This is a genomic window from Bacillus swezeyi, from assembly GCF_001969815.1.
Classification (GTDB): domain Bacteria; phylum Bacillota; class Bacilli; order Bacillales; family Bacillaceae; genus Bacillus; species Bacillus swezeyi.
Genome location: NZ_MRBK01000006.1, coordinates 270649 through 283501 on the forward strand (window position 1 = coordinate 270649; position 12853 = coordinate 283501).

Genomic DNA, 12853 nt, shown 5'->3' on the forward strand with positions numbered 1-12853 from the left:
CAGAAATACAATACCCGGAGCTTGTGAAATAGAAAAGGTGAGGGCTTTTCTGACAGATGTCAGTACCCTCACTTTCTCTGGAGAATCTGCTGTAAAATAGGTTCCTTCATGCGTTTTTTTAAATTTGAGGCAAATCTTTAGCCGTTTCTGCAGCTTGTGTATCCAAATGAAGCTGTTCGTCCAAATTGTCCGGATGATAGTAGCCTTTGGATATCATGTAATTCGTGATTTGCTCATGTGTATCAATCGCATCATTTAAATACTGTTTCAGTGTTTCCCGCACTTCAGGGGAAGAGGTTTCTGTGATGGCTGTGGCGATGTTTTTAACACCTGTTTTCGCCGTAATCAAAAAATCGGTGGCGATGACCTGTTCAGTCATTGCGCCCATTCCCGTCATGTTTTGGATCAATTCATTCATATTGTTTCACCCCTCATAGACAAAAGGCCCTGTAAATGCTCAATCTGGTGTTTCGTTTGCGAGGCATCCCGCTCCAATATATCCCGAAGCTCCTGATCCTTCACCAGTCCGGTCATCGTTGAAGACTTTGTCAGACAAAGATTTTTAAACATAAGAAGCTCATGGAGCTCCAGTGTCTCATGGATCGCATTGTTCATAAGTAAACATTCCTTTCAAACATTTTTTTGTTGTTCGTGATTTATTATCAATATATCTTTTCAGATTATCCGTTTTATCATTTTGTAATTCATTACATTTTTAATGGGTTAGACTTTTCTGACGCGAAAGAATTTGGTCAACAGCCATGTTCCTTGGGGAAAACTCAAGGTTAGCTGCCATACACCTCCGCCGTCAAGGTCATACTCGCGCATAAGCAGCAGTTTTTTTCCAATGCTTCGCGCGTCTTCAAACCATACGATATGCCTTTTGCCTTGTTCATCTGTATATTTAAAAAATGGGGATTCATATTGTTTTTCGTATTGAATGGGGGCCTGGTGTTTCATCGCGAGCTGAACAGCATCCTGGTTTGCAATTCCCGGGTAGACGGTCCCGGGCTCGTAAGGAAGCGTCCAGTTATAACCGTAAAGCGGGAAACCAAGAATGATCTTTTGCTTTGGGACTTGGCCGAGGGCAAATTGAATGGTTTGCCGCACTTCATTGATCGGTGCAACAGGCCCCGGCTCGCTTGTCCCGTGGTGCCAATCATAGGTCATGATAAACATCAGATCACTGGCCGAACCGATTCCGCCGTAATCATAACCTTTTAGCCAGGCGATATTTTCGTTTGTTTTTGGCGGGACGGCAACCGTTAATACATAACCGGACGGCTGAAGGCGCTCTTTCAGCTGCCGCAGAAAACCCGAAAATAAATCTCTGTCTTCTTCCATAATTTGTTCGAAATCAATATTGACACCTGCGTACCCTTTTCTTGAAATCGTGAGGAAAATATTTTCTATCAGATTTTTTCTGGCGTCAGGCTGATTTAACACTTGGTGCGCCAGAGAGGGGCTAAAGCCTGTTTCTGTTAAATTGGTGACAGTCATGAGAGGCGGGACCCGGCGCCGCCATGCCGTTTGTACTGCCGTCAGATCATTGAGCTCGCTTAACGATCCATCGCTTGAAAAATGATATTCAAAAAATGCCAAATAGGTGGCATAGGGAGCAAAATCATTGATCAGTTCCTGATCCAACTGAGGATTTCTCAATGTGTAATAACCTAAAGCAGTAATCGGTTTTGTCGGCAGTTCAGGAATGGTCATTTTCATACCGGGTCTCATATTGCCAGGTGTTATGGCCGGGTTTGCCCTTTGCAGGCTTTCTGCGGATACAAATGCCTGACGGGCAATGGAATAAAAACTGTCTCCAGGTTGAACGGTGTATGTATACAGCGGAATGAGAAGAGCCTGTCCGGGGACAATATTCGTTTCGACCAACCCATTCGCCATTCGGATCTGATCAATCGAAATCCCAAACTTGGCACCGATGACAAACAATGAATCTCCAGGCTGAACCGTATAAATAAACAACTGTCACACTTCCTTTATTCCTCTGATTTTGACCGTGGGATCTTACGCTATGTCTATGTCTGGCGCGGAAAGATCATGCTCTGATTTTTCTGAAGTAGGGGCGTCGGCCGGTCCCTTGAGAGAAACGGGGAATTTTTCTTGACTGTTTTGTCTTCTTCATCTTAATGGAAGTGATGTGCGAATTGGGAAGGAGCAAAGAATTTGATGCCGCCCTTGCCCTGCGCAAGGAGATGGAGGTATTTGGACAGTATGGCTATGAAGGAGCGTCGCTTCAGGGTTTACTCAGTCATTTGGGCATAGCACATCAGAGCCTGTATAATACGTTTGGTACAAAGCGGGACTTATTTTTAGTGGCCCTTAAAGGTTGCGGTTTTCATGCTTGGACTGAACGGTCGTTTCTCCTTTTTTGACCGTTCAGTCTCGAATTTTTCAATAAAACTTTTCATTGATCTCCCAAGATTCAACTGTACAGTAAGCCGTGTGAGGATCCATTCCCATCCCCATTAAATATGCCATCGCTGCCACTTCTTCCATTGCATGGTGGTAGGAAGTCGCTTGCGCTTCATTTAGCCCATAATGAACAAAGGGTGCGACTGTGCATAGTGTGACCGGTTTAAGGTGAGGAAATAATGGACATTTGATGTGATGTGCTAAAGCTTCGGACTGCGGATATTGCGGAAATTGTACGTTCGGTTGAGGCTGGGGCGCGGGCCCCATCATATGCATATTTTCTTTGTTTTCCATCACTTTCGTCCTTTCTCGCTAGGATTCGTTGTATCGTATGCTCCGCTAATGTCCTGCGTGTTAGACGGGTGTCACGATTTAGGATATTCACCAAGCAAATAAAAGGACATGAAGGCGCAGCATCAGTAGACTAAAAGAGAAATCAAAGAAGGAGTGTGTTTAAGATGGCCAAACATCATTTTTATTTACAGGCAGACTGGCCTGGAAACAGAAACGGAGTCGGAAGGATTGAGAGCGGAAATTTAAAAACCAACATATCCATACCGAAGGAAATGGACGGCCCGGGGGCAGGAACAAATCCGGATGAGATGCTGCTTGGCGCGGCTGCGACATGCTATATCATCACACTTGCTGCCATGATGGAAAGAAGCGGGCTTGAAAAAGAAGAGCTGACGATGGAATCTGAAGCTGTTGTCGATGTGACAGGGGGCGTATTTACATATGAAAAAATCATTCACAGACCCCTGATCCGCCTGCAAAAAGACGCTTCCGAAAAAGAGGTTCAACTTGCTGAAAAACTGGCTGAAAAAGCGGAGTCATCATGTATGATCTCAAGGGCTGTTCAAGGAAATGTGGCCATTGAACTTAAGCCTGAGATTATCACTGGAAAGACGATGCGTTAACCATCCTCAAACGGTCATTCCCGTGACCGTTTGATCGGCCTTACATTTCGATGCTGAGGCTAGGCTCGGTATCCGCCGAGTCAGCATGCTTTGAATTGAGCAAAAAGACGCCGCCTATGATCAGGATAAGTCCAAACAACGTTTTCATGCTGAATGGTTCATTGAACATAAAATATCCGATAGCCGCCGTCAAGGCAGTCCCTGTTCCGGCCCATGTCGCATAGGCTGAAGACAAGGACATCGTTTTTAAAGAAAAGCTCAGGAACGTAAAAGACGCCGCAAAGCCTGCCACGACTCCAGCTGCGGGGCCAGGGGCGCTGAAACCTTCTGAAAGCTTCAGCATCGTACTTCCGAATACTTCTGAAAGAATGGCTGCCGCCAAAAATATAATGCCTTTCATGGGAATCTCCTCCTTATGTCAGATTGATCAGGACAACACCTGAAACAAGACAGATGATGCCGGCGATCGCCCGTCGGCTCAGTTTTTCTTTAAACCACATGACGCCGATGATGGCCGTTAATACAGTGCCCGCTCCGCTCCATGTCGCATATGAGAGGCTGAGCGGAATGAATTTCAATGTCAAAGACATCATGTAAAAGGCGAGGCCGTAGCCCATCACAACGAGAATTCCCGGCTGCCAGCGTGCAAATCCGTCAGACGCTTTCAGCATGGCTGCCGCTGCCGCTTCTGACAGGATGGCAATAAGAAGAAAAATGTAGCCTGCCATCATATAAAATCCTCCTCTATCAATTTCATGACATGATTCAAAAGGAGAGCTTTCTCTTCATGATCCAGCGGTTCCAATTGAAACATTTCTGAAAACCAGATGCCGTCGCATGCCAGCCTGATCAGATGAGCCAAGGCCGGATTGGACAGCTCTTTTAGAGCTCTTTTTTTGAACTCTGCATAAAATTCGCGCCATGGTTTAAGAAGCCCTTCATCATAAGCTGCCGTAGCAAGGACGCTTGTACATAGCTGAATCGTATTTTTCATTCTGAAATCGTCAAGCGTAGCCAACATAAACGATTTTACGTATGCTCCCCGGCATGGCCCCAGTTTCGCCTGGTATTGCTGAAGGAGAGAACGGAAGCTGGAAATGGCATTTTGATTCATTTCCCTGATCAGTTCTTCTTTGCTTGAAAAATGATAAAGAAGACCGGCTTTCGTCATGTTCGCTTCTTTTGCGACCGAATTTAGAGTCAGGTGTTTAAGACCTTTTTCCGTAATCGTTTTAGAGGCCGCTTCAAAGATTTCATCTTTTTTAGACATAAAAAAAACCCCCGCTTTACTAACCGATTGGTAAAGTCCATCATAAGTGATCCTAAAGTTCTGAGTCAAGAAAAAATTTATGTAAAAAGGCCCCTTGAAGAGCCTTTATTTGTTAGTAGTACGGATAGTAAGGATACGGCGGATAAGGGTATGCCGCCGGACTGAGCAGCGCTCCCGCTGTAAGGCCGCCGAGAAATCCTCCAAAAAACGGGCCTGGTCCGAAAAACGGGCGTCCGAAAGGTCCGCCAAAGAAAGGTCTGCCAAAAGGCCCCCCGAAGAAAGGTCTGCCGATGATTCGCTGATCTTCCCCGCCATATATATGATTGTGGCTGAAATGATTCATAAAAAAACCCCTCCATTAATAAAATGAAACCTGACTAACACCAATGTATTCTGCCCAGCTGTTTTTGCTTGGGCAGACGGCCAGCTTTTAAAAGCCGCCCTTGAAAGGAGGGAGCAGACATGCCGCTGTATCAGTCGGATTGGGCAAAAGCGCCCGCTCATGCGCATGCGTACAGGGCGAGAACAACCACAGCCAATGGCCATTACCATTTGATTGAAGGATTTTCACAGCCCGCGAATGGGAGCAATACAGATCAGCACGTTCATTTTTATTCCGGAATCACTTCATTTGATAACGGCCATTACCACAGATACTACGGGATTACCGGCCCCGCGATTCCGCGGGCTGACGGGGCTCACTACCATGAGATCGAAGGCGCCACTTATTTGGCGTACTCAGCCGCCCCCCCGATCAGATACGGAGGGGTCGTTTATGTAAGCGACGGCTTCAAGGAAAGGCACAGACATTCATATAAAGGAATCACAAGAGAGATCGTCGGAAATGAGCCGCTCGGCTGGTGAGGGAATGTTTACCATTCTATAAAAATGGGTAAAATGAAATGGATGTTTTTGATCGTGAAAATGGTATAATGGGAGGAGCTTGTTTAAAGAGAGTGATCATCAGTGAATAAAAAGAAGCCGCCGGTCATCGTCTTGATCGGACCGACCGCTGTCGGAAAAACACAATTAAGCATTATGCTGGCCGCGAGTTTGAACGCTGAAATTATCAGCGGCGATTCGATGCAGATCTATAAAAGAATGGATATCGGCACAGCCAAAATCAAAGACGAGGAAATGAATGGAATACCGCATCATCTTCTTGATATAAAAGAGCCGACGGAGTCTTTCTCTGTCGCTGAATATCAGGAGATTGTAAGAGGGAAAATGGCCGAAATTGAAAGCCGCGGAAAGCTTCCGATGATCGTCGGAGGAACCGGACTTTATATCCAGTCCGTCCTTTATGACTACTCCTTTACAGAGGAAGCGGGCGACCCCGGATTTCGGACGGAGATGGAGGCGCTGTCTTTGAAGAAGGGCTCTGATTATATCCATGGCCTTCTGAAAGAACGCGATCCCGAAGCGGCAAAATCCATCCACCCAAACAATATGCGCAGAGTCATCAGGGCGCTCGAAATTTTACATACGACCGGAAAAACCATGTCTGATCATATGGAAATACAGCAAAAAGAACTTTTGTACAACACGGCCCTTGTCGGTTTGACGATGGATCGCGATGTGCTGTATGACAGAATTAACAAGCGTGTGGACCACATGATGGATGAGGGGCTTTTGGAAGAAGTGAAACAGCTCTATGATGAAAAAGTAAGAAACTGCCAGTCTGTTCAGGCGATCGGATATAAAGAGCTTTATGCGTATCTTGAAGGCAATGCATCGCTGCCAGAGGCAGTCGAGACGCTCAAGCGAAACTCAAGGCGCTACGCCAAACGGCAGCTGACATGGTTCAGGAATAAAATGGATGTCGCCTGGTTTGATATGACGCCCCCTGTCAAAATCGAGCAGAAAAAACAGGAAATTTTCAGTTGTATAGCAGGAAAGCTCGAACTTTAATCGAAACAATATGATATAGAGAAACAAGGAGGACCAGAATTATGAAATCGATAAATATTCAAGATCAGTTTTTGAATCAGATTCGTAAAGAAAATACATTTGTCACGGTCTTTTTACTTAATGGATTTCAGCTGCGCGGTCAAGTAAAAGGATTTGACAACTTCACAGTATTGATTGAATCGGAAGGAAAGCAGCAGCTTATATACAAACATGCCATTTCGACATTCGCCCCGCAAAAAAACGTTCAGCTCGAACTCGAATAGCGATTCACGGACGAAAAGACCATGCTTTGCATGGTCTTTTTCAGATTGCCTGTCAAAATCCTAAAACGGTTTAAAGTTTTGGTATTTTTGGTATTTTCAAGGTTCTCTTAAAAGCGTTGCAGTCGTTGTCGAGCCTGCCGAGTCGGTGTTAATAACGGCGGCTAACTGCTCAGACGTCCTGTCTGAACGCCGCCGTCATCACGTCCTGTGAAATCCCGATGCTTTCAAATTTACAAAGCGGCAACTAACCGCTAAACTAAGTAGTGTTTACTTCAAATCAGTTTTAAAATGCAAAGGAATGAGTGAGCGATGAAACCTAAAATTGTCATTAACCACTGGGAAGAAACCTGTGAAGATGAGTCGTGCTTTGAATACGGCACAAGTATTCTCGTTAACGGAAAAGAACTTGTCAGAGAAGCGTCAATCCTGACCGCCGTTCAATCCGTCCTTAAGGAACTCGGCATTGAAGCCGATATTAAAGAAGTATGTGAGAACAAGTGTTGCGACACTTACAAAAAATAAGCGAAAAAGTCTAGTCTACTAACACAATTTTTTTCATGTTATGATAGATTTCGGTTTAATGAGTAGGGTGAGCGAACGGCTCTCATTCTACTCATATTTCTTTGGCATTTAGGCCCCCTAACTGAAACAAATTGTGAACTTTCTCAACTTGCGTATCAATATATTGTGTTTTTTCGAATGATGGTATACTATATATTGTGAAAGGATCGAGTTGAGAGACTCGGGAACAATTTTAATAGGTCGTGATAATGATGATTCAGATCGTATTTGATTCAAAAACGGGAAACGTTCAGCGCTTTGTGGAGAAAACGCCTTTTCGAAATAAACGGAAGGTCAGCACAGAGGAATATCTAGACGAACCGTTTGTTTTAATCACGTACACGACAGGTTTTGGGGAAGTTCCGAAAACAACTGAGATGTTTCTTGAGAAAAACGCCCACCTTTTAATAGGAGTGGCGGCAAGCGGAAACAAGGTTTGGGGAGATAATTATGCGAAGAGCGCAGAAAAAATATCGAAACAGTATCAAGTTCCGATTCTCCGCAAATTCGAGCTCAGCGGGACGGCCAAAGATGTTGAACTGTTTACTCAGGAGGTAGAAAGAGTTGTCACAAAATCAGGTGCCAAAATGGATCCAGTTAAACAATGAGATCATGATTCAAAAAGACGGGAAATTCCAGTTTGATAAAGATAAAGAAGCTGTACATAGTTATTTTGTAGACTATATCAACCAAAATACGGTTTTTTTCCATGATCTGAAAGAAAAAATCGATTACTTAATAAAGAATGACTACTATGAAGAAGAGTTTTTAAGCCTTTACACCTTTGCAGAAATCAAGGAAGTCTTCAAAGAGGCTTATGCAAAAAAATTCAGATTCCCGTCTTTTATGAGCGCTTTTAAGTTTTACAATGACTACGCGCTCAAAACAAACGACAAGAAAAAAATTCTTGAGCGCTATGAAGACCGGATCTCTATCGTTGCTTTATTTTTTGCAAACGGAGATAAGGAGAAGGCGAAGGAATTTGTCAGAATGATGATCAACCAGGAATATCAGCCGAGCACGCCAACTTTCTTAAATGCCGGACGCAAGCGCCGGGGCGAACTGGTCAGCTGCTTCCTGCTGGAAGTCAATGATTCCTTAAACGATATCTCCAGAGCGGTTGACATTTCGATGCAGCTTTCAAAGCTGGGCGGCGGCGTGTCGCTGAACCTGTCAAAACTTCGTGCGAAGGGCGAAGCGATCAAAGACGTCGAAAATGCCACAAAAGGCGTCGTCGGCGTGATGAAACTTCTAGACAACGCGTTCCGCTATGCTGATCAGATGGGGCAGAGACAAGGCTCCGGAGCAGCCTATTTAAACATTTTTCACCGCGATATCAATGATTTTCTTGATACAAAGAAAATATCTGCTGATGAGGATGTCAGGGTGAAAACCTTGTCCATCGGGGTTGTGATTCCCGACAAATTCATCGAGCTTGCGAGAGAGGATAAAGCGGCTTATGTATTCTATCCTCACACCGTTTATAAAGCGTACGGCGAGCATTTGGATGAAATGGACATGAACGAGATGTACGACCGTCTGGTGGAAGACCCAAGGGTCAAGAAAGAAAAAGTAAGCCCGCGGAAAATGCTTGAAAAGCTTGCGGTATTAAGATCTGAATCCGGGTACCCGTACATCATGTTCCAGGACAACGTCAATAAAGCCCATGCGCTTAATCATGTTTCAAAGGTCAAATTTTCAAACCTTTGTTCGGAAGTTCTTCAGGCTTCCCAAGCATCATCGTATACCGACTACGGCGAGGAAGATGAAATCGGGCTGGATATCTCCTGCAACCTGGGTTCTTTGAATATCCTGAATGTGATGAAAAACAAATCGCTGGAGCAGACGGTGAAGCTTGCGACAGACTCGCTGACGCACGTATCGGAAACAACAAACATCACGAACGCGCCGGCTGTCAGAAAGGCAAACAAAGCGATGAAGTCAATCGGTCTCGGAGCGATGAACCTTCACGGATATTTGGCGCAAAACAATATCGCTTATGAAAGCGAAGAAGCAAGAGACTTCGCGAACACTTTCTTTATGATGATGAACTTCTACTCCATTGAACGGTCGGCAGAGATCGCCAAACAAAAAGGGGAGACGTTCCATCAGTATGAAGGTTCAGCTTATGCGACGGGAGAATACTTTGAAAAGTATGTTACAAAAGATTTTTCGCCTCAATCCGAAAAGGTTGCAGCGCTTTTTGAAGGCATGCACATCCCGACAACAGAAGACTGGCAGCGATTGAAAGAGTTTGTCGCAGAGCACGGGCTGTACCACAGCTACAGACTGTGCATCGCACCGACAGGATCTATTTCATATGTGCAGTCAAGCACCGCATCGGTGATGCCGATTATGGAGCGGATTGAAGAAAGAACATACGGCAATTCGAAAACATACTATCCAATGCCTGGTCTGGCGCCAAGCAACTGGTTCTTCTACAAAGAAGCGTATGATATGGACATGTTTAGAGTCGTCGATATGATCGCAACGATCCAGCAGCATGTTGACCAAGGCATAAGCTTTACATTGTTCCTGAAAGATACAATGACGACACGCGATCTGAACCGGATCGATCTTTATGCCCACCATAAAGGGATTAAAACACTTTACTATGCAAGAACGAAGGATACAGGGCAAGAAGGCTGCCTTTCTTGTGTCGTTTGATTAAAGGAGAGTATGCGAAAGTGACGAAAATATATGATGCAGCAAACTGGTCAAAGCATGAAGATGATTTTACCCAGATGTTTTACAATCAAAATGTAAAGCAGTTTTGGCTTCCGGAGGAAATCGCCTTGAACGGCGATCTCCTCACATGGAAGTACTTGGGCAAAAATGAACAGGACACATACATGAAAGTGCTCGCAGGGCTGACCCTTCTTGATACAGAACAGGGCAACACCGGAATGCCGCTCGTTGCAGAGCATATTGAAGGCCATCAGCGCAAAGCGGTGCTGAACTTCATGGCGATGATGGAAAATGCGGTTCACGCCAAATCCTATTCAAACATTTTCATGACGCTGGCCCCGACAGAGACGATCAATGAGGTCTTTGAATGGGTCAAACAAAATAAATACTTGCAAAAGAAAGCTCGAATCATCGTTGGGCTCTATGAAAAAATCCGCCAGGGCGACAAAATATCGCTGTTTAAAGCGATGGTCGCGTCCGTTTACTTGGAAAGCTTTCTGTTTTACAGCGGTTTTTACTATCCGCTTTATTTTTACGGACAGGGAAAGCTCATGCAGAGCGGTGAAATCATCAACCTGATCCTGCGGGATGAAGCGATCCACGGTGTCTATGTCGGTCTGCTCGCTCAGGAAATATACAACCAGCAGACACCGGAGATGAAAGAGGAGCTCTATTCGTTTGCAATTGATCTATTGAAAGAGCTTTATGAAAACGAGCTTGAGTACACAGAAGATTTGTATGATCAAGTCGGCCTTTCACACGATGTGAAAAAGTTCATCCGCTACAATGCAAACAAAGCGCTGATGAATCTTGGCTTTGAAGCATATTTCGAAGAAGAAGAGATCAACCCGATCGTATTGAACGGGTTAAATACGAAAACGAAATCGCACGACTTCTTCTCCATGAAAGGAAACGGCTATAAAAAAGCAACCGTTGAACCGTTAAAAGACGACGATTTTTATTTTGACGAAAAGTAAGGCGGTGTCGGGGCATCCTAAGCGCGCCCCAAGCCGCCGGCCTTTCGGCGGAAACAAAAGGATAGAAAAATAGGCACGGCAAAATGAGAGCAGAACAGATCTGCTCTTTTATCTTGAGGAGGAAACGAAACGATGGGAAAAATGGATGAAATGATTCTCGTGGCGCCGCGGGAAGACGTATTTGCAAATGAAACGCTGACCTTTCAAGGCGTCAATAGCGACCAAGAATCGATTCAGAAGATCATGACACATATTGAGCGCCATTTCAGCGAAATGAGAAGAGGCGACGCTGAAGAGAACCCTTCTTTTAAACAGCCGATCCCTTATGTTGTCATTAAAAGAGATGATGAAATATTCGTTTATGAACGGCTTGCAGGCGGCGGGGAAGCGCGGCTTCACAACAAGCTTTCACTCGGCTTCGGCGGACATATGAACTTTGCGGAAGGCCTTGGCTTTTCCGATATGCTGAAATTGAATACAGATCGGGAGCTTGATGAAGAACTTTTGATCGAGGAATCGGATAAAGAAAAAATGGTGACGCTCGGGCTGATTAACGATGATGAAAACAACGTCGGCAAAGTACATATCGGCATTCTCTCCGCACTTGAACTGAAGCCGGGCGCACATGTTGAAGTGAAAGAAAAGGATCAAATTGCCGGCCGCTGGATGAAAGCGTCTGACCTTAAAGAGAAAAACGTCTATGACAGACTTGAATCATGGTCACAGTTTGTCGTTGATATTGTAGTTTAATTGAAAATGGGGGATAACCCCGGCAGACAAAGAAAACTCGCTGATTCAGCGAGTTTTCTTTTCATATTGTACCGGCCGCCATTGAAAATCCGAATTCGGCTTTTCAATGATGCCGAAGCCGGGATAGGGAAAATGACAGGCATGAAGAAGAACACCTTCTTCATAAGCCCGCTGAGTCAGCTGTTTCCTCGTTTTTTCTCCATGCGCGGGATCGTTCTCCAGCGACACCCGCACCTCCGGATTGGAAATGCTTTCTGGGATATGAAATACATCATTGACGATCAGACAGACGCCGTCTTTTGTCTGCATTTCAACCGTCAGATGGCCCGGTGTGTGACCGGGTGTATGGATGAGTCTCAGCCCTGACAATAGTTCAGTGTCCTCTGTAAGAAGCTTGAAAAGCGGCTGAATGGCGGACAAAATTTGCAATTGTTTGGAATTCGGGGTTTGTTTTGCGTACTCCCACTCTTTTTCGCTCATGAGGTGAACCGCGTTTGGGAAAGCGGGTTTTCCGTTTTTCATGAGGCCTCCCATATGGTCTAAATGGCTGTGCGACACAATGACATAGTCTATCAATTCAGGCCGGATTCCCGCTTGCTTTAGGTGTTGAATCAAATGGCCTGATTCTTGTCCGCCTGTTTCTCCAAATCCCGCGTCAATTAAAATTCGTTTGCCGTCTGTCTCCAAGCAGACGAAGTTCAGAGCTGCTTCAAACTGTTCAGGGTAGCGCTCTTTTTCCCGGGGGCTTGCCCCCGCCAGAAAAAAAGACTTTTCAACCGGGAATACTCCATCAGATAAAACCGTGATATGAAAAGAATCAAGCTGAATATGGCATGGCTGCTTCACCCGCTATTCCTCCTTGTTATATGCTTTGCTGACGTGCTGAACAATCCCCTTTGATAAATAGTCCGGTGCTGCTTCCAATCTGGAATGCCGCTTTTAAGCTAAGTTCGTTTATTCCCGTTTTGGACGGGTCTGGCGAAAACAGATAAGCGCCGTGCATTTATTTCTTCCTGAACGCAGACCGGATTCATCAAATGGATGACTTCATGATTTGCACCAAGCTCCTCAATCGGTTATTAT

At 45.0% G+C, this 12853-nt stretch carries 18 protein-coding genes and 1 pseudogene; 10 read left to right on the plus strand and 9 right to left on the minus strand.

The genetic code is table 11. From position 1 onward, the window contains the following. Positions 1-118: 118 nt before the first annotated feature. The 3 genes from BTA30_RS07410 to BTA30_RS07420 all read right to left on the minus strand — a co-directional run bounded on the left by BTA30_RS07410 (position 119) and on the right by BTA30_RS07420 (position 1983). Positions 119-418: a spore coat protein gene (locus BTA30_RS07410; RefSeq protein ID WP_076760617.1), complete on the minus strand. Its 300-nt coding sequence runs from the start codon at positions 416-418 to the stop codon at positions 119-121. After that, the gene (locus BTA30_RS07415) at positions 415-615 is read right to left on the minus strand and encodes a hypothetical protein (RefSeq protein ID WP_076760618.1); all 201 of its coding nucleotides are present in this window, start codon (positions 613-615) and stop codon (positions 415-417) included. Before BTA30_RS07415 ends, BTA30_RS07410 begins: the two co-directional genes overlap by 4 nt. 108 nt (positions 616-723) lie before the next feature. Beyond that, positions 724-1983 (minus strand): glycosyl hydrolase family 18 protein, encoded by a 1260-nt coding sequence (locus BTA30_RS07420; RefSeq protein WP_076760619.1) that lies wholly within the window; start codon positions 1981-1983, stop codon positions 724-726. A gap of 182 nt (positions 1984-2165) precedes the next feature. Between BTA30_RS07420 and BTA30_RS07425 the strand changes: the two are divergent. Then, positions 2166-2345, plus strand: a pseudogene (locus BTA30_RS07425) (TetR/AcrR family transcriptional regulator); the annotation flags it as partial. Positions 2346-2412: 67 nt separating this feature from the next. Here BTA30_RS07425 and BTA30_RS07430 read toward each other — a convergent pair. Further along, positions 2413-2727, minus strand: a complete 315-nt coding sequence (locus BTA30_RS07430) for a hypothetical protein (RefSeq protein ID WP_076760620.1) — start codon at positions 2725-2727, stop codon at positions 2413-2415. A gap of 164 nt (positions 2728-2891) precedes the next feature. Here BTA30_RS07430 and BTA30_RS07435 point away from each other — a divergent pair, with 164 nt between their 5' ends. After that, on the plus strand, positions 2892-3350 hold the full coding sequence (locus tag BTA30_RS07435) for an OsmC family protein (protein ID WP_076760621.1): 459 nt from the start codon (positions 2892-2894) through the stop codon (positions 3348-3350). A gap of 40 nt (positions 3351-3390) precedes the next feature. Here the strand turns inward: BTA30_RS07435 and erbB are convergent, their stop codons facing one another. The 4 genes from erbB to ymaG form a co-directional block, all read right to left on the minus strand. Further along, positions 3391-3750 (minus strand): SMR family multidrug efflux transporter EbrB, encoded by a 360-nt coding sequence (gene erbB / locus BTA30_RS07440; RefSeq protein ID WP_076760622.1) that lies wholly within the window; start codon positions 3748-3750, stop codon positions 3391-3393. 13 nt (positions 3751-3763) lie between these two features. Then, positions 3764-4081: an SMR family multidrug efflux transporter EbrA gene (erbA, locus tag BTA30_RS07445; RefSeq protein ID WP_076760623.1), complete on the minus strand. Its 318-nt coding sequence runs from the start codon at positions 4079-4081 to the stop codon at positions 3764-3766. Continuing rightward, the gene (locus tag BTA30_RS07450; RefSeq protein ID WP_076760624.1) at positions 4078-4620 is read right to left on the minus strand and encodes a TetR/AcrR family transcriptional regulator; all 543 of its coding nucleotides are present in this window, start codon (positions 4618-4620) and stop codon (positions 4078-4080) included. Before BTA30_RS07450 ends, erbA begins: the two co-directional genes overlap by 4 nt. A gap of 112 nt (positions 4621-4732) precedes the next feature. Then, positions 4733-4963 (minus strand): inner spore coat protein YmaG, encoded by a 231-nt coding sequence (ymaG, locus tag BTA30_RS07455; protein ID WP_076760625.1) that lies wholly within the window; start codon positions 4961-4963, stop codon positions 4733-4735. A gap of 119 nt (positions 4964-5082) precedes the next feature. Between ymaG and BTA30_RS07460 the strand changes: the two genes are divergently transcribed. The 8 genes from BTA30_RS07460 to BTA30_RS07495 all read left to right on the plus strand — a co-directional run bounded on the left by BTA30_RS07460 (position 5083) and on the right by BTA30_RS07495 (position 11770). Beyond that, positions 5083-5484, plus strand: a complete 402-nt coding sequence (locus tag BTA30_RS07460; protein WP_076760626.1) for a YmaF family protein — start codon at positions 5083-5085, stop codon at positions 5482-5484. 102 nt (positions 5485-5586) lie between these two features. Further along, a complete protein-coding gene (miaA, locus tag BTA30_RS07465) occupies positions 5587-6531 on the plus strand; it encodes a tRNA (adenosine(37)-N6)-dimethylallyltransferase MiaA (RefSeq protein ID WP_076760627.1) in 945 nt (314 codons plus the stop codon). Positions 6532-6572: 41 nt separating this feature from the next. Then, the gene (gene hfq / locus BTA30_RS07470; RefSeq protein WP_003182047.1) at positions 6573-6794 is read left to right on the plus strand and encodes an RNA chaperone Hfq; all 222 of its coding nucleotides are present in this window, start codon (positions 6573-6575) and stop codon (positions 6792-6794) included. Positions 6795-7103: 309 nt separating this feature from the next. Continuing rightward, positions 7104-7316: a hypothetical protein gene (locus BTA30_RS07475; RefSeq protein ID WP_076760628.1), complete on the plus strand. Its 213-nt coding sequence runs from the start codon at positions 7104-7106 to the stop codon at positions 7314-7316. Positions 7317-7567: 251 nt separating this feature from the next. After that, positions 7568-7963: a class Ib ribonucleoside-diphosphate reductase assembly flavoprotein NrdI gene (nrdI, locus tag BTA30_RS07480; protein ID WP_076760929.1), complete on the plus strand. Its 396-nt coding sequence runs from the start codon at positions 7568-7570 to the stop codon at positions 7961-7963. Beyond that, positions 7920-10022, plus strand: coding sequence for a class 1b ribonucleoside-diphosphate reductase subunit alpha (gene nrdE, locus BTA30_RS07485; protein ID WP_076760629.1), 2103 nt, complete (start codon positions 7920-7922; stop codon positions 10020-10022). Before nrdI ends, nrdE begins: the two co-directional genes overlap by 44 nt. 20 nt (positions 10023-10042) lie before the next feature. Next, positions 10043-11020, plus strand: coding sequence for a class 1b ribonucleoside-diphosphate reductase subunit beta (nrdF, locus tag BTA30_RS07490; RefSeq protein ID WP_076760930.1), 978 nt, complete (start codon positions 10043-10045; stop codon positions 11018-11020). A gap of 132 nt (positions 11021-11152) precedes the next feature. Continuing rightward, on the plus strand, positions 11153-11770 hold the full coding sequence (locus tag BTA30_RS07495) for a hypothetical protein (RefSeq protein ID WP_076760630.1): 618 nt from the start codon (positions 11153-11155) through the stop codon (positions 11768-11770). 45 nt (positions 11771-11815) lie between these two features. Here the strand turns inward: BTA30_RS07495 and BTA30_RS07500 are convergent, their stop codons facing one another. Then, on the minus strand, positions 11816-12616 hold the full coding sequence (locus tag BTA30_RS07500; protein ID WP_076760631.1) for an MBL fold metallo-hydrolase: 801 nt from the start codon (positions 12614-12616) through the stop codon (positions 11816-11818). Positions 12617-12853: the final 237 nt, after the last annotated feature.